This is a genomic window from Hyphomonas jannaschiana VP2, assembly GCF_000685215.1.
GTDB classification, from domain to species: domain Bacteria; phylum Pseudomonadota; class Alphaproteobacteria; order Caulobacterales; family Hyphomonadaceae; genus Hyphomonas; species Hyphomonas jannaschiana.
In genome coordinates this window covers 1-16,397 of record NZ_ARYJ01000015.1, presented here as the reverse complement: position 1 = coordinate 16,397, position 16,397 = coordinate 1, and the positions used below count along the sequence as shown (strand labels likewise).

At 61.4% G+C, this 16,397-nt stretch carries 15 protein-coding genes; 7 read left to right on the top strand and 8 right to left on the bottom strand.

Annotated elements, in window-relative coordinates; all coding sequences use genetic code 11:
- The first annotated feature begins 2 nt into the window (after positions 1–2).
- The 3 genes from HJA_RS16040 to HJA_RS16030 all read left to right on the top strand — a co-directional run bounded on the left by HJA_RS16040 (position 3) and on the right by HJA_RS16030 (position 2,138).
- Positions 3–686, top strand: coding sequence for an HAD-IA family hydrolase (locus HJA_RS16040; RefSeq protein ID WP_035584171.1), 684 nt, complete (start codon positions 3–5; stop codon positions 684–686).
- A gap of 43 nt (positions 687–729) precedes the next feature.
- A complete protein-coding gene (locus tag HJA_RS18595; RefSeq protein WP_155840071.1) occupies positions 730–1,353 on the top strand; it encodes a hypothetical protein in 624 nt (207 codons plus the stop codon).
- 68 nt (positions 1,354–1,421) lie between these two features.
- Positions 1,422–2,138 carry an ATP12 family chaperone protein gene (locus tag HJA_RS16030; RefSeq protein ID WP_035584165.1) on the top strand — a complete coding sequence of 239 codons (717 nt, stop codon included), beginning with the start codon at positions 1,422–1,424 and terminating at the stop codon, positions 2,136–2,138.
- A 17-nt stretch (positions 2,139–2,155) separates the two neighbouring features.
- On the opposite strand, the gene HJA_RS16025 is transcribed toward HJA_RS16030, so the two are convergent.
- A complete protein-coding gene (locus HJA_RS16025; protein ID WP_081814767.1) occupies positions 2,156–3,550 on the bottom strand; it encodes a DUF1501 domain-containing protein in 1,395 nt (464 codons plus the stop codon).
- A 9-nt stretch (positions 3,551–3,559) separates the two neighbouring features.
- Positions 3,560–5,407, bottom strand: coding sequence for a DUF1800 domain-containing protein (locus HJA_RS16020; RefSeq protein ID WP_162177082.1), 1,848 nt, complete (start codon positions 5,405–5,407; stop codon positions 3,560–3,562).
- Positions 5,408–5,683: 276 nt separating this feature from the next.
- On the opposite strand from HJA_RS16020, the gene HJA_RS16015 reads away from it, so the two are divergent.
- Complete coding sequence (locus HJA_RS16015; protein ID WP_155840067.1) at positions 5,684–6,181, top strand: hypothetical protein; 498 nt, start codon at positions 5,684–5,686, stop codon at positions 6,179–6,181.
- Between the two features lie 91 nt (positions 6,182–6,272).
- Here HJA_RS16015 and HJA_RS16010 read toward each other — a convergent pair whose 3' ends face one another.
- The 3 genes from HJA_RS16010 to HJA_RS16000 all read right to left on the bottom strand — a co-directional run bounded on the left by HJA_RS16010 (position 6,273) and on the right by HJA_RS16000 (position 9,553).
- A complete protein-coding gene (locus HJA_RS16010; protein WP_035584155.1) occupies positions 6,273–7,685 on the bottom strand; it encodes an MBOAT family O-acyltransferase in 1,413 nt (470 codons plus the stop codon).
- Entirely contained in the window at positions 7,672–8,742 is a 1,071-nt protein-coding gene (locus tag HJA_RS16005) for a hypothetical protein (protein ID WP_035584154.1), read from the bottom strand. Before HJA_RS16005 ends, HJA_RS16010 begins: the two co-directional genes overlap by 14 nt.
- Positions 8,743–8,812: 70 nt before the next feature.
- The gene (locus tag HJA_RS16000; RefSeq protein WP_051597793.1) at positions 8,813–9,553 is read right to left on the bottom strand and encodes a polysaccharide deacetylase family protein; all 741 of its coding nucleotides are present in this window, start codon (positions 9,551–9,553) and stop codon (positions 8,813–8,815) included.
- A gap of 211 nt (positions 9,554–9,764) precedes the next feature.
- Between HJA_RS16000 and HJA_RS15995 the strand changes: the two genes are divergently transcribed.
- Positions 9,765–11,297, top strand: coding sequence for an acyl-CoA carboxylase subunit beta (locus HJA_RS15995; RefSeq protein ID WP_035584153.1), 1,533 nt, complete (start codon positions 9,765–9,767; stop codon positions 11,295–11,297).
- A 6-nt stretch (positions 11,298–11,303) separates the two neighbouring features.
- On the opposite strand, the gene HJA_RS18590 is transcribed toward HJA_RS15995, so the two are convergent.
- The 3 genes from HJA_RS18590 to HJA_RS15980 form a co-directional block, all read right to left on the bottom strand.
- Entirely contained in the window at positions 11,304–11,900 is a 597-nt protein-coding gene (locus HJA_RS18590) for a hypothetical protein (RefSeq protein ID WP_155840065.1), read from the bottom strand.
- A 271-nt stretch (positions 11,901–12,171) separates the two neighbouring features.
- A complete protein-coding gene (locus HJA_RS15985; RefSeq protein ID WP_199285809.1) occupies positions 12,172–13,266 on the bottom strand; it encodes a dipeptidase in 1,095 nt (364 codons plus the stop codon).
- A 22-nt stretch (positions 13,267–13,288) separates the two neighbouring features.
- Positions 13,289–14,659, bottom strand: a complete 1,371-nt coding sequence (locus HJA_RS15980; protein WP_035584148.1) for an amidohydrolase family protein — start codon at positions 14,657–14,659, stop codon at positions 13,289–13,291.
- Positions 14,660–14,768: 109 nt separating this feature from the next.
- Here HJA_RS15980 and HJA_RS15975 point away from each other — a divergent pair, with 109 nt between their 5' ends.
- Together HJA_RS15975 and HJA_RS15970 are read left to right on the top strand one after the other, a co-directional pair.
- Complete coding sequence (locus HJA_RS15975; RefSeq protein WP_081814772.1) at positions 14,769–15,590, top strand: metallophosphoesterase family protein; 822 nt, start codon at positions 14,769–14,771, stop codon at positions 15,588–15,590.
- 372 nt (positions 15,591–15,962) lie between these two features.
- Positions 15,963–16,355 (top strand): hypothetical protein, encoded by a 393-nt coding sequence (locus HJA_RS15970; RefSeq protein ID WP_035584145.1) that lies wholly within the window; start codon positions 15,963–15,965, stop codon positions 16,353–16,355.
- Positions 16,356–16,397: the final 42 nt, after the last annotated feature.

Genomic DNA, 16,397 nt, shown 5'->3' with positions numbered 1-16,397 from the left:
CAATGACTGACCTGCGCCTCGCCATCTGGGATGTGGACGGAACCATCGTCGACAGCCGTGAGACGATCCACAATGTCATGGTGGAAGCCTTCCGGCAGTCCGGTTTAGTGCCCCCGGAGTATGATGATACACGCCGGATCGTCGGTCTTAGTCTGCATGAAGCCTGCGCCCAGCTGGCACCGGGCGCCTCGGCGGAAGACATCGAGCGGCTCGTCACGGACTACCGGAATACCTGGGTGCGGGCCCGCGCCCGCCCGGATTTTCATCAGCCGCTCTATGAAGGCGCGCTGGAAACGCTGGAAGCCCTGCGCGACGAAGGCTGGCTGATCGGCATGGCGACCGGCAAGACACGGGCGGGCATCGCCAGCCTGTTCAAGCTGCACCAGCTGGAGCATTTCTTCGACACGATCTGGTGCGCCGATGACGGCCCCGGCAAGCCGCACCCGCACATGGTGCAGCAGGCCATGAGCGCCCTCGGCGTGGCGCCCGGCGCGAGCCTGATGATCGGCGACGCCATCCACGACATCGCCATGGGCCGCGCGGCCGGCGTCCGAACCCTCGGCGTCAGCTGGGGCTTTGGCGAAGCGCATGAGCTGGAAGACGCCGGTGCACATGAAGTCCACCACGATTTCGGTACGCTGAATTCGAGTTTAAGGGCGTTTGTTCCTGTTTCGGGTGTAGGTTGAATTTTGAGGCTGTGTTATCATTTCTCCAACAGGGAGGCATGCTATGGGGCAGACGTTTCGGCCAACAGTTGATGAAATCGTCAGTGTTTTGAAAAATAAGAACTATCGAGTCTACGATAATTCAGACATCGATTGGAATCTCAACATTATTGGGATCCGCAACACACCCGTTTCACCAAAAACCTTTGACGATACTTTGGTTGTATTCCATCGGTTTATGGGGGAGTGGGATATTTCCTACTACCCGATAACGACTGATCCGAGCAGGAAGTATCTTCTGAAGCCTATACGCTCTGAAGGGACGGCAATTTTGGCACCTGGCCAATATGAGGGTGTATATAAGCTTGATATTCACAATCGTGGAAGAAAGTCTGGACACAAAGCACTATGTCAGCGTCTTGGTGATGTAACGGTTTATCGTGACAACACTCGTGATGGCGAATTGAATCTGGTCAACCCGCATAAAGGCCGGTTCGGAATAAATATTCATCAGGGACCGATGAACGGCAACTACGACTCGGACAACTCAATCTACTCTGCTGGTTGCCAAGTATTTGCTGACCGTCGGCACTTTTCTGAATTCTTGCTCAAATGCGAGCATGGCGAACAGGCGTTCGGAAACAGTTTTACTTACACGCTGCTTGATCGAGCGGATTTCGATGCCTGAGACGAGCTGGACGGTGTTGGTGCTGCTATCTCTTGGAAGGTAATGTAAGGTGTCGTACATGCGCGGCCATGACAACTTCTCCTTCAGATAAGCCCAAGCGCTTCTACAAAGAGGCCGCCGCAGAGCAGATGCCGGGCGGCTGGACCGTGACCCTCGACGGGCGCTCCATCAAGACACCCGCCCGCGCTGCGCTTTGCCTGCCAAGCCAGCGCCTCGCGCGTGCCATCGCTGCCGAATGGAACGATCAGGGCGAAGCCATCGACCTCGTCGGCATGCACCTGACGCGGCTCGCCAATGTCGCCATCGACCGCACGCCGGAAGCGCGGGACGAAATGGCGGACGAACTGGCCCGCTATTGCGAGACAGACCTCCTGTGCCACCTCGCGGAAGGCCCGATGGAACTGGTCGAGCGGGAAGAGGCCTATTGGCGCCCGGTGCGCGAATGGGCCGGACAGGAGCTGGATATTCTTCTGGTGCCTGTGGAGGGCCTTCTGGCGTCGCCCCAGCCGGATGCCTCGCTGGAAGCCGCCCGTCAGGTCGCTTTGGACATGGACGATTTCCGTCTCACCGGCACGCTCTATGCCTGCGGCCTGTTTGGATCCGCGCTGTTGGCCCTTGCTGTGGCCGAAGGGCAGCTCTCTGCGGCCGATGCCTTCGAGGTCTCCCGCGTCGATGAGGCCTGGCAGATCGAGCAATGGGGTGAGGACGACGAGGCCAAAGCGGCCACCGAAGCCCGCCGCAAGGAAGCGCGCGCGCTGGAAACCTGGATGCGGGGCCTCGGCTAAGCCGTTCGCTGGCCGCGCTACAGGATGTTCTGCACCGGGTTGGGGGCCGTAAAGTTGCCGAGGTTCGGCAGGGCGGCGGCGAGGTCGCTATCGCTCAGTCCGAACCAGCGGCCCATCGGCTCAGCATATTGCTCAACCGAGATTGTCGGGATCAGGCGGCCGCTGTCGGCGTCCTGTGAATGCCCGAACTCTGCCGGGGGCACATCGCCATAAATCCGCTGGCCCTGTACGGCTCCGCCGACCACAATGTGGTGAGAGCCCCAGCCATGATCGGTGCCGTCGCCATTGGCGGCGAGTGTGCGGCCGAAATCCGACGCGGTGAACGTGGTCACATCATTGCCCACACCCAGCTCCTTCATGGCGGCGTGGAAGGCGGTGATCGCTGCTGACACTTCCGATAGGTGACCCGGCAGGTCCGCCGCCTGGGTGGAGTGCGTGTCGAACCCGCCAATCGCGGCGAAAAACACCTGCCGGCGGACTGACAGGCTGTCCCGGATGGCGATAGCGTTTGCGATCGCCTTCATCTGGGAGCCAAGATAGGATTGCGGGAACTGGGTCGAGATCGGGACGAGGTTCGCCACGGCCTGGTTGTAGGCCTCGTTCAGGACAACGGACTTGTCCGCGATCCGGGCCACATCCTTTTCAATCAGGTTGCTGTCATTGAAGTCGCTTGCCGAGAAATGACGGCGTAGCAAGTTCGTGATGTCGGAATTGCTGAAATCGTCGAGGATGTCGATCTCATCCGCGCCATTCGTGCCGATCTGGTAGGGCAGGACTTCCTGTCCCGTCAGGAACAATTCATTCCCGACCGTCGTGATCGTGCTGAATTCCCGGTTGTTGTTCGCGCCAGACAGGACGGACGCATCGGCAAACCGGCCACCCCATCCATATTGTGCGCCTTCCGGGGCGCTCGCTGCCCAGGTCGACTGCTGGTCGTTGTGCGAGAACAGCTGTTTTGGCACCGGCACGGTTCCGCTTTGCCATTGCGAACGGTTTAGCGGCTGGATCAGCGGGCCGGTATTGGCAACGAAGGCTGCATCGCCAGACTCGAACAAGCCGTGCAGGCCGCTCATTTCTGGTGGCATGGCAAACTGCCGGCCGCCGAAATCACTGGCATTTGTGGGCGACAGCTGCAGCAACTGGCTCCGGTCCCGGCTGCCATTGTATCCGCCGAACATGGAACTGCGGATATTCCGGAAACTGTCATAGGACGACTGGTCGTAGGGCAGCAGCACATCGTGCGTGTCACATCCGCCGAGCAGGAAGATGCAGACCAAGGCCTTGTAGCCAGTGACTTCTGCGGCGTTGGCCGCCTGGAAGCCGTACATGGCATTGCCGAGTGTTGTCAGGGTTGCGGCGCTCAGCGCCCCGGCACCGATGCCTTTGAGGAGGTGTCTGCGGGAAATCGTCATGTCCGTCTCCTAGCGCTGCACGAGGTAATCAGGGGACGTCATGACCATCAGAACGGCGGTGCCGATCCGTGTCAGTTCTCCGTCATAGTTGGCGACGTTCTCATTCGTCAGGGGAATGGCCTGAACCGTCTGTACGATATTGTTCCGGGTTCCATCGGTCAGCTGTCCGGAAGCGAGCAGCGTATCGAGATGATCGACCAGGGCGGCCGGGTTGCTCGCCAGCGCGCGTTCATCGGTATAGTCCGGGATGAAACTGGAATTGTGCTGGTCGTTGCCGTTCAGGGCTTCAGCAAAGGCAAAGTGCCCCATGAAATTGGCATATCCGACCAGAGTTGAACTGTTCGTGATCTGCAATTCCGGAACGGTCATGCCTGCGGCCCCGGTGGCGCTGCCCGGTGCAATATATCCCGGCCGGTAGAAGTTGAAGACCGACGGGGATTCATAGGGGGACTGACCGAGGTCTGCCCGCGTGGTCGGGTCGTATGGGTCGAACGAATTCTGTGGTGTGACGGTCGAGGCGTCGAACGCGCGGGCCCATTGCACGAAGCGGATGGCGGGCTCCCGGATCTTGCCGAACGTGTCGAAGGCCAGCATCTGATCAGACCGCGCCTCGGAATCCATCAGGATCGCTGCGACCAGGGCTTCCATCGAGCCGCGGCGGCCGTCGCCGACAATTGTGCCGTCCGGCAGGGTGTAGTTTCCGTTCTCGAATGCCGTTGCCACCCGCCTGACATAATCAGGTGACGGGTCACTTGTTACCAGCCGCTGGATCATCTGTCGGCTGATGAAAGGGGCGAGGTTCGGGTGTTCGAAAAGCGTGTCGAGTGCAATGTCGATGCTTTCCGTTCCGCTCGTGCCGGCCGGAATTGTCACACCGAGGAACGTCTTCGCCGAGGTCGAATGATATTCAGGGAACATCTTCATCGGGGTCGACTGGAGGCTTTCCGGTACGTCCCAGATGGAGTCGAAAAAGCCACCGCTGTTCAGGCTGAGCCCGGTGAACACTTTGGCGAGCCCTGTCACATCGGTATTATCATAGGTCGGAATGGGCTGTCCGTCGGCGCCGGTCTTCTCGGTTCCGTCGAGGTTCAGCTCGTTCAGGCCGATCGTGAACAGCTGCATGATTTCCCGCGCATAGTTCTCGTCGGGCATGCGCTGGGTGGCCGGGTCTTCCTTCTGGTTCTGGTAGTAGGTCAGATAGAGACCCATCGCTGGCGAATAGGTGATCTCTTCCAGAATGTCTCGATAGTTGCCGAATGCGTTCCGGGTCAGGATGTCCTGGTAGTAGGCTACCGCGCGCGGCCGGTTATAGGTGGCGCTGGCAGTTTCATGGTGAGACACGACGATGATCTGCGACAGGGCGAAGGCCACGCGCTGGCGCAGCTGATCGTCGGCCGTGATCGCATTTATCCAGAAGGAATAGGTCGGCGCCGCACCGCCGCGGTCATTGATATAGCCCTCGATCGTGCGGGAATTCGGCTGGTCCATGAAGTTCACGACCCAGTCGAGGTTGAGAGTCGCCGGTTTGGCGAATTCCTGAGCGAGCCAGGCCGAGCCGCTGGTTCCCGTCAGCCGGTCGAGATCTTCCGTGGTCGGGCCGAACGTCGCCTGGGTCAGGAGGCGGGACGTGCTTGCCTGCGTTTCGAAAGCGGAGTCCCCGATTGACGCCGGAGGTGGCGGCGGCGGCGGAGGTGGTGGCGGAGGCGGCGGAGGTGGCGGTGGAGGAGGGGGCGGAGGCACAGGCGTGGGTATGCCGCCGGGGTCGCCGCCGCTGCTTGTGCCGCCGCCGCCACCGCATGCAGTCATCAGTACCGCGAGCGAAACAGCCGTTGCCGTAAAGGCCAATGATTTTTTCATGGCTCCACCATCCGTTCTGGATTGTCGGTTTATCCACCCGCATGCCTGTGTCACGGAGTTTCGTCACCTTAATTATAGGAATGGTTGGAAAAACTGCAGTTGTGACCAGAAGGTCCGCTGCAAAAATCCCCGATCAGGCGAATTGTGGCGCAATTGGTCATTTTTGTGTCGAAACGAATAGGCGATGCCCTATTTGTCCGGCAACGGGATGTGAACGCGTATTTCAGCATCCGTTCCGGTACGTCGTGTTTTCTGAAAGCCATGATGAAACACGTCATGACTTCTGGAGCGGCTGCCGTTGCCCTTGCTGCGTCGGCGCTCTTCGCACTCCCTGCCGCAGCGGACAGTCCGCAGCTCCGGGCGGCTGTTGTCACGGATATTGGTGACACTTCCACACTCTTTATCGAGGTTGGACATGGCGGCGATGATTATCGCCCGGCCGCATACAGCTATCGTGGTGCCACACGCGGATATACTCCGAACGACCGTGACCGGATGAGCCGCGAGGCCATACGGGCCTGCCGTGCCGGTATCAAATACGAAGCCCGCCGGCTTGGGTATCGTGACGTCGATTTCGACAGCAGGGCATGGGCGCAACCTTTTGGCTGGGCTGGTTACACCATTCGATTCCGTGAAGTGGAGTTCGAGGGCCGGCGCCATGACTTCGATAGCAGTGTCAGTTGTACGGTCCGTCATGGCCATGTGACCGACATTCAGGGCATCCCTTATCGCAGTGGACACCATCGGTATGGCGATCGCCGGGGGCGGTGGTAAACGCTCACAGGTTTTCAGTCAAAAAGACAGAAAAGGAAAAACGCCCCGGACCGAACATCCGGGGCGTCTCTTGTTCGGGTTCAGCTGCGTATCAGAACTGGAAGTAGATGAAGGGCCGGTAGCCGAGCGGTACGAAGGACAGCGCCAGTGCAGCAAGGGCACCCGTGGCCAGCGCGAAGCGGGCGGGCGGGATCTGCGCCAGCATTTCGCCCAGCTTGATCCTGTGGCTGATGATGTGGAATACGCCCATCGCCAGGATGAATGGCCACACCACGGCCGGCAGGCTCTGCGAGCCCTCCGAGCTGAACGTGACATAAGTCTTCGCGATGGCAAGGGATTCCTCCAGTGTCGGGGCGCGGAAGAAGATCCAGGCGAGGTTCACCCAGTAATAGGTCATCGCTGTGCCGATGATGATGCCGATCAGGCCCATCGGATTGAAGCGCTTGGCGACGTGATCGCTCCAGGTCCGCTCCACCATCAGGGCGAGGCCGTGCAGGAAGCCCCAGATGATGAAGTTGAAGGATGCGCCGTGCCACAGGCCGCCGAGCACCATCGTGGTCATCAGGTTCACATCGCGGCGCATGTCGCCTTTGCGGTTCCCGCCGAGCGGAATGTAGAGATAGTCGCGCAGCCAGCTCGAAAGAGAGATATGCCACCGGCGCCAGAAGATCTGGATGTCGCGCGACAGGTACGGCGAGTTGAAGTTCGGCGGGAATTTGTATCCCAGCAGGCCGGCCGTTGCGATGGCCATGTCGGAATAACCCGAGAAGTCGCAATAGATCTGGATGCCGTAGAGCAGCACACCTGCGATCACGCTATGCGCGGTGTAGGCGGACGGATCCGCGAAGATAAGGTCAACATAGGGCGCGATATTGTCTGACACGCAGGCCTTCTTGAAGAAGCCTACCAGGAACAGGGCCACGCTCGCCCGCACGGCGACGTCGCTCCACTTCCGCGCGGTGTCCATCTGAGGAATGAAGTCCGAGGCGCGCACGATCGGGCCGGCCACGAGCTGCGGGAAGAAGGCGATATAGAAGGCCACATCCAGGAAGCTGCGCCGCGCGCCGATCACGCCGCGGTGGACATCCACCATGTAGGAGATGGCCTGGAAGGTGTAGAAGCTGATGCCCACCGGCAGCACAAGGTTCAGCGTCACATGACCGGCGCTGAAACCCATGAGGCCCGCAAAGTCGACAAAACTGTCAGCGAAGAAGTTGAAGTACTTGAACAGTCCGAGGACGCACAAGGAAAACACGATACCGGCGCCGAGCGCCCATTTGCGCTTCTTCGTTTCTGACTCGGGCAGGGTGGCCGCATTGCCGACCAGATAGCTGACAATCGTCACCAGCATGATCAGGCCGAGGAACCGCCAGTCCCACGCGCCATAGAACACATAGGAGGCCAGCGTCAGAACGCGCTTGCGCCACAGATTGCTGCGCAGCGCCCAGACAAGACCGAAGACGATGCCGAAAAAGAGGAAAAAGCGGGCTTCAACGAACAGCATTGGCGACCGTGTCCTTTCCGGTGGATGACATGGCGCAGTATTCCGCGCCCACTTTGCGGCTCAGCATGCGCGCGCCGGTTTCGCCGAAATGGCTGAAGTCGAACCAGAGGTCGCGCTCGAACAGCTCCGGATAGACATCCGGCCGGTTGAAGTTCAGCACCTTGTAGTCGCCAAGCGCCTTGACCGCTTCGCCTGTGCGCGGTGTGCGGTCGAGTTCCGGCAGGTCTGGCGAGATATAAAGCGCTGCGTTCAGGCCGCGCGCATTCAGCCGGTCCAGCCGCTGAGCCAGATAGGCCGCGCGGGCGCTGACATCTTCGTCGCTATGTGCGCCATAAAGGGCGAGGTCCTGTTTGAACTGATCCGGCTTGTCCTCGAAATCCTGGCGGCGGGCTTCGATGTCCGGGGTCATGATCGAGCCCAGCGCCTCGAAGCCGTCATTCGACAGGTCGAAGCTTTTCGGCTCTTCCGGATCGCCGGGCGGGAACAGGAGTTCCGCGCCCCGGCCGACACCGGAGAGGTCGAAGCCCGTTCCCAGTGCGAACATGCCGCCCCGGAATACGCGCTTCGGCAGCGATTCCGGATAGGAGGTGATGCTGGCGATCTGGGCCGGCCACATGTCCGGGCTGCTGAAATAGCGCGCGCGGTTGGTGGTGACGCCGTCCAGCGTGCGCTCGTTCGGCAGCGCGTCCTCGATCACGATCCGCTTCAGCGAGTCCCCGCCTGCTGCGGTCACCTGGTCGATCATCCAGTCCTGCTCGGCGCCGGTCAGGCCGAAGACGCCGAGATTGTAGACGTTCCAGTTGGGGCAGCCGGCTTCCGCCGCGCCGGCTTCCACCGCGTCCGGCAGGATATGGTAGAAGGTGCGCGAGCTGCCGATAAAGACGGTATCGTATTTCTCCGGCGCGGCCTTGTAGGCCTCCAGTTTCGGGCTGAGGACGAGCAGGTCCGGCATCGGGGTCGCTGCACGCAGGCCGAGCGACAGCGGGATCGCCACGACAACAAAGCCGATGGCGAACAGGATGGCGGAAAACAGGGCAGTTCGGATTTGGGTAATCATGGCAGCCGGAACAGGAGTTTCGTATCGGGCAGACGGTGCAGGATGTATGCCAGTTCGCCAGACAGGGGAATCAATTTCCCGGCTGTTCCAGCGCGACGACGCGGTAACCCTCAGTCTTCAATGACTGCAGCAGAAGGCGCGTACGCCGCGCGGATCTGGAAAACGGATCGTGCAGCAGCACCATGCCGCGCCGGTCGTGCTGTTCCAGCATGGCCAGGATCTGCGCGACGGAGTCTTCCGGGGAAATCCCGGTCCAGTCGGCGCCGTCCACGCTCACGGTGACGTCGATCAGGCCGGCCTTCCTGATCGCTTCAGACAATTCCGGCGTGGTGGCGATGAAGGGAAAGCGGAAAAGCGGTGTGTCCTCTCCGATTGCCGCGGACACGGCCGCCTGGCCATGCCGGGCGTTCGCCACGGCCTCATCCAGCGGCAGGTCGGCCAGGTTCGCATGATCCCAGCTATGGCTGCCGACCGAATGGCCGGCCTCGCGGATCGATTTTGCGATGCCGGGCCAGGCTTCCGCCTTGTTTCCCTGAAGGAAGAAGGTGGCCTGTGTGCACTCTTTCGACAGTTCATTCATGACGCGCTTGGTGCGGTACCAGGCCGGGCCGTCATCAAAGGTGAGGATCACTTCGCCGCGCTTTAGAAGTTCATAAGGCGGCGGCGACTCAGGCGTCAGCAACAGCGTGCGGGATACCCCCAGCGCATCCGGCCCGCACTCTGTTTCTGATGCAGCATCAAGGCATGCAGAGATCATGACAAGGCCTGCAAAGGCAGTCGCTCGCAGCAGGGGGCGCAGGGCAGGTCGCATTGGAGAATCCCGTTCCGGAAGGGCTCTCCGGACGCTAGCAAGGAACGGGCCGCCCTGTCAGCCATCCGCCCCGGAAGCGCGATGACGCTGCGGCAATCCGCGGGGGGAGCGGCGAGATTGCCTCCCGCTTGCCCTTGCCATTGAAATTGGGGCGATTATCAAGCACTTCGGACAAAACATATGACACTCTTTTGGCAAGGAGCCCGGGCGAATGCAGGATGTGATCGAGGCACTGGAGCAGAAACGCGAACAGGCCCGCCTCGGCGGCGGTGAGCGGCGGATCGAATCCCAGCACGCCAAAGGCAAGCTGACGGCGCGCGAACGGATCTCCGTCCTGCTCGATGAAGGCAGCTTCGAAGAGTATGACATGTTCGTGGAGCACCAGTGCTCCGATTTCGGCATGGAAAGCCAGCGCATCCCGGGTGACGGCGTCGTCACCGGCCAGGGCACGGTCAATGGCCGCCTCGTTTATGTCTTCTCGAAAGACTTCACCGTCTTCGGCGGTTCGCTCTCCAAGGCCCACGCCGCGAAGATCGTGAAGGTCCAGCAGGCGGCGGCCCGTGTCGGCGCCCCGGTCATCGGCATTTTTGATGCCGGCGGCGCGCGTATCCAGGAGGGCGTCGACTCGCTGGCTGGCTATGCCGACATCTTCATGGAGAACGTGCTCTCCTCCGGCGTGATCCCGCAGATCTCCGTCATCATGGGGCCGTGCGCGGGTGGGGACGTCTATTCCCCGGCCATGACGGACTTCATCTTCATGGTGAAGGACACCTCCTACATGTACGTCACCGGCCCGGACGTGGTGAAAACCGTGACGAATGAGGAAGTTACCCACGAGACGCTCGGCGGCGCTTCCGTGCACGCGGCCAAGTCCGGCGTGGTGGACGGCGCGTTCGAGAACGACATCGAGGCGCTGGTGCAGATGCGCCGCCTGATCGACTTCCTGCCGGGATCCAACCGCGAAGATCCGCCGGTGCGTGACGTGTTCGACGACGTTGAGCGCATCGATGAGAGTCTCGACACGCTGATCCCGCCGAACCCGAACTCGCCCTACGACATGCGCGAGCTGATCGAGAAAGTGGCCGACGAAGGCGACTTCTTCGAGATCAGCCCGAAATTCGGCGCCAACGTGCTTTGCGGCTTCGGCCGGATTGAGGGCTCGACCGTGGGCTTCGTCGCCAACCAGCCGATGACGCTGGCCGGCGTTCTGGACATCGACGCCTCCCGCAAGGCGGCGCGTTTCGTGCGCTTCTGCGACTGTTTCAACATCCCGATCGTCACCTTCGTGGACGTGCCGGGCTTCATGCCGGGCACCAAGCAGGAATATGGCGGCCTCATCAAGCACGGCGCGAAGCTGCTCTTCGCCTATGCCGAAGCCACGGTTCCGAAAGTTACCGTCATTACACGGAAGGCCTATGGCGGCGCGTATGACGTGATGAGCTCCAAGCACCTGCGCGGCGACGTGAACTATGCCTGGCCGACGGCCGAGATCGCCGTGATGGGCGCCAAGGGCGCAGTGGAAATCATCTTCCGCAAGGACATCGGCGATCCCGAGAAGATCGCTGCGCACACGAAGATGTACGAGGACAATTTTGCAAACCCGTACGTCGCCGCGCGCAAGGGCTATATCGACGACATCATCATGCCCCACTCAACCCGCCGCCGCGTCGCCAAATCTCTCCGCACGCTGAAAAACAAGCAGCTGGAAAACCCGTGGAAGAAGCACGACAATATTCCGCTGTGAGGTGTGTCAGAAATTTTCGTCGTCCAACTCAGAAAAGTCGAATGCCTGTTCAATTTTTCTGATCAAGTCGAGAAGACTGGAAAGTGCCTCATCGTTGGTCATTTCGCCATATATTATTGAATTGAGCGTAGTCGAAACGTCCACGTTCAACTCAATAAGTCGAGTGTGTGCTTCTGCCGCCACGTCTGGTTCTAGTGTCAATAGGCTCCTAATTTGTGAGTGAAGTTTGCCAAATGCACCGCCTACTTGAGCGGCGATCACTGCAACTTCTCCCATTCGCTGCCGATTCAGGTAGATTTTCGTATTGCCGAGTCGGAAAATTTTGTTGATCGCTGACGTGCCTTCGATTTCAGCGTCCCGAAGAATCAAGATTAGATCTTCACATGCTTCCGATAGTGTGCGGCATTCGTGCCTTATGCTGCGTACGGTAGATCTAGCCCTGTCACGGGCATCTCGTCTTGCCGCTCGTCGGTCATGGGCGTCGCGGGTCTTATCATAAATCCAGCCAATAGAGCCAATAGCGCCAATGACACCGAGCACGATGCTGATCGGGTCCGGATCGACCAATGATGAAACGGTATTATGCGGGCGCTTTGTCGTCATAGGTTTGCCCCTGAATTTAAATGAGAAACCACATTTGGTTGACAACATACCACACCATTGATGGAAATCCTATCTGCCGGTCGAGCAAGCGCTCAACTAGCTTGAAGCGTGTAAGTTAGTCTCTAAATGGCCTTAGGACATTCAAACAATGAGAGTGCATCAGGCTTTTGATCCTTCGACTTCGCTCAGGATGAGTTCCGGTCTTGTCGCAAGTCCGTAGCGCTCATGCTGAGCGAAGTCGAAGCATAAGCGTGGGCTCTTTGGGGTTGCTTCAAGCGCCCCAGATCGTCTCCGCGTAGCGCAGGAAGTTCAGTCCCATGATCTTTTCGATCCGGGCTGAGCTCCAGCCCTTCGCCGCCAGCAACCTCTGCAGTTTGCGGAACTGGTCCGGCCCGCGCAGGTCGACGACGAACGGATATGTATCCGGTCGTTCGCCTTTGGCGCTGATGCCCGCGGCGCGGCGCTCGGCGATCTCTTTCACCAGCACGGCTTCATAAGCGGCGAGGTCGTCGATCTGCGTGACGCTGCCATCGGTGCCGATGCCGACCTGGTCTTCGCCGCAGATGTTCACCGCATGCTCCAGATGCGCCACCACATCCGCCGCCGTTGCGTGGCCGGTGGGGTTCAGGAAGGGCATGAAATAGATGCCGACAAAGCCGCCGCGCTCCGCCACCAGGCGCAGCTCTTCATCAGTCTTGTTGCGCGGCAGATCGGTCAGCGCGCGGCAGCCCGTATGATTGATCGAGACCGGCTGGGCCGAAGCTCGCGCCGCTTCAAGGCAGGTCTGCTCGCCGCTGTGTGACAGGTCCACCATCACATGGTTCGCATTGCAGCGCGCGATCACCTCCCGGCCAAGCGCCGTGATGCCCCGGTTCTCCGGCGCCATGGAGCCGTCGCCGAGCTGGTTGGCGGGGTTATAGGTCAGCTGGAAGATACGTACACCGAGGTTCGCGAACGTGTCGACCCGTTCCGGCTTGTCGCCCATCATGGCGCCGTTCTGGAAGCCATAGATCAGCCCGATCCTGCCTTCATCCTTCGCCCGGCGGATGTCTGCCGCGGTGTAGACCTTCATCAGGTTCGCCGGATGCGCGCGCACCAGCGCATCGGTCGCGGCAATGTCGTTCACGGACGCTTCGAAAGGATCCTGCGGCCCGGCGACGTAGCCGAGCGTGACGTTCACCGCCGTCAGGCCGGAGGCGTGCGCCTCGGCCAGCACGCGCGGCGACACATCCGGCACAAGGCTGTCGCCTGGATGGTTCGGATCGCCGAGCCCGCCGAGGGCGTTGACGACGATCATGTCACGGTCTGCGCCGCTACCGGCCATCGGCTGTGCACCGCTTGCCGCACAGCCCGATACGGCGGCCATGCCAGCCAGGAAGCCTCTCCGGTCAATGCTCACCGCTCAACTCCTCTTCGGTCACCGGCGGATAGTCCGCCCGGCGGTATTGCGTGCCGCGCTTCACCGTCATCCGGATGGAGCGGATGTTTTCGATGTCGGCCAGCGGGTCATCCGCCAGCACGACGAAATTGGCGAGCTTGCCGGGCGCAACTGTGCCCATCTCATCCGCCACGCCGATCGCCTCAGCGCCGACTTCCGTGGCCGAATGGATCACCTCAACCGCCGGCATCCCGACATCTTCCGCCAGGAAGAAGAGCTCGTCGAACACATCCGGCCAGGCATGGTCTGCGCCGGAGACGGTATCCGTGCCGGTCGAGATCGGCACGCCCGCTTTCCAGGCCTGCCGGGTCAGCCGGGTGGTCGCCGCGCCGGTGCAGCGCAGCGGCTTCGCGTTCGGGTCCGCCTTGCGCTCGGCCTCCTGCAGCACGAACAGGCTGCCGGTCGCATCGAGAATGGTGCCGTGGTCCACCATGCGGGCGAACAGGCCGGCCATCACCGGGTCTTCCGGCTGTTCCAGATAGGTCTCGTCCACCGGCGTGCGGTCTTCATAGGCATCCAGCATCTGCGTCCCGGTTTCGTAGGCGAGGTAGCAGACATGGCTCACCGTATCGACGCCCGCATCGATCCCTTCGGAGGGCTTGCTGGGAAAAACCGCGCTGTGTGCCCAGACTTTCAGGCCCTGACGCTGCGCTTCTTCCGTGATGGCGGCAACGAGGTCTCCCGGCAGGTCGGCATAGATCTTGATCGCCGTCGCGCCGGTGCCGCGGGCGAGGGTGACGGCGTCTTTCAGGTCGGTCTCCCGGTCAATCGCCTGCATCCACGGCGCGGTGCCGGGCTTGTAGCCCTGGCTGGCCGCCGCGACGCGCGGGTCGGCAAAGAACATCCGGCCGGCGAAGAGGGCGACATAATAAATGTCCGGTCCGGGGATCTCTTCATAGCGGGCCTCGCGCGCCAGTTCCGCGACGGAGCGTACATCGTCGGCCATGTCGCGCACGGCGGTGACGCCGCCATAGACGTTCCGGCGCAGCATGGCCTTCGCCATGGCAGGGGCGGGCGGCGTGGCCATGTGCACATGGGTGTCGATCAGGCCGGGGATGACATATGCGCCGGAGAGATCGACGATCATGGCGGACGTCGCTTCCTGCGCGGCCGGATCGCCGTGCGGCACGATGGCAACAATGCGCTCGCCCTCGACAATGATGTCCTGATGGGTCAGGGCAGGGGCGCCCGTGCCGTCAATCAGCGTCGCATCGGCATAGACCGTCCTGACAGGCGCGTCCGCCATGGCGGCCGGGGCAGAAGCGAGAAGCGAGGCAATCAGCATCGCGGCGGTGGCGGGTCTGGCAGGAAGATTCAGCATGCCCGCTAGGTTCCACCTGCAAGGGCATCCGTCAATGCGTCAGCGAAAGCCCGCGCGCTTCACGGCCGGGGCCGGTGCTGCTATCCCCGTCAATGATGGAGACGCGCGCATGAAGACCGCCATCGTCGGAGACGTGCACGGCGCCCTCGGGCCGCTGGAGACGCTGCTGGCGAAGCTGGACCTTGGCGCCGGTGACCGGCTGGTCTTTGTCGGCGATCTGGTCGACAAGGGGCCGGACCCGGCCGGTGTGGTGAAATTCGTCCGCCAACTGAGCGAGTCCGCGCCTTATGAGGTTGTGCTCGTCGAAGGCAATCATGAAGACCGCCACCGGCGCTATTATGTGAACACGCAGAAACGTCCGAAAGTGGCGCGTATCATGGCCCGCGAAGCGCCGGAGCTGCCCGCACTGGATGCAGAGCTGTCGGAAGATGACCGTGCCTACCTCGCCACTGCCATCCCGTTCCTTCATCTGTCGGCGTGGGGCGCGCTGGTCGTGCATGGCGGTATCCCGGGGACGCAGCGCAGTTTCCCGGAGACGGTGGAGGAAGCCAGCCGATGGCATGGTCGCCGGGCCAAGGCCTTCCGGAAAATCCTGCGCACGCGTTACGTTTCAGCGGAGACTGGAAAGTTTCTCGCGCTGGGGGCCAACCAGCCGGGGGACCCGTTCTGGGCAGACATCTATGACGGCCGGTTCGGCCATGTCATCTTCGGGCACCAGCCCTGGCTGGACGGGCCAGCCTGTTTTCCCCATGCCACGGGCATCGATACCGCCGCCGTGCATGGCGGCCGGCTGACGGCGCTGATCCTGCCGGAAGCCGGCGCCCCCTTTTTCGAAAGCGTGCCCGGTATCGACTATGCGCCGCGCAAAACCGCCGACTGGCCAGACCATCCGGGCAAAACATTGAAACTGGTCCGGCCTGGTCCGGTATAGTCGCCTATAGTCCGGTATGGTCATGGTTAGTCATGCATGGTCATGGCGTAGACGGATGTAATCCTGTGGCAGTCATGCTTCGACTTCGCTCAGCATGAGTCCCGTTCTCGTGAGCGCTCGTCACCTCCCGCACGCGTCACGCCCGATGGCCAACGGCCATCTGGGCGCCCATCTCTGAACGAGGCGGCAGGCGCGTCATGACATGACGTATCCGAGGCAGCCTTCAGAGATGGATCCCCAGACCGCTGCGCGGTCGGGGATGACGCGTGTGGTGGGGCTTATCCACCATCCAAACCACCCCATCCTGCCGCAATCACTGCCGCCCAAACAAACTTATCCGACACCTCCGTGAGCTGACGTATAGTGCGGGCCATGTCACTCTTTCACCCTCCCGCCTGGTTCCCGCCGCAGCTCGCCTTTCTCTGGCCCATCATCTGGGTCCAGGTGCTGATGCTGCGCGCACAGATCCGGGCTGCCTATGGCCGCGGGGTGGTGTATCGCTGGAGCGTGACGGACAATCTGCGCGTCTATCTGGTCAGCATTGAATGGATGCCGGGGCAGAAAAAAGCGCGGACGCACCTGCAGCCCGCTTCCCATTATAGCGACCGCCTCGCCGCTGCGTGCGATGGTCGTGCCGCCATGCCGGAACATCTCCGCACGCTGCCCCTCATCCCCAAACCCTTGTTCGGGCGAACGCAGTGCGTTCGCTTTTCCTCACAAGCCCCATGGAGAAAGGGCTCACACCTCCCGCTGCCGGAAACCTGAAGCCGACCCTGACCCCCGAAAACTCACCCCAAACACCAAGCG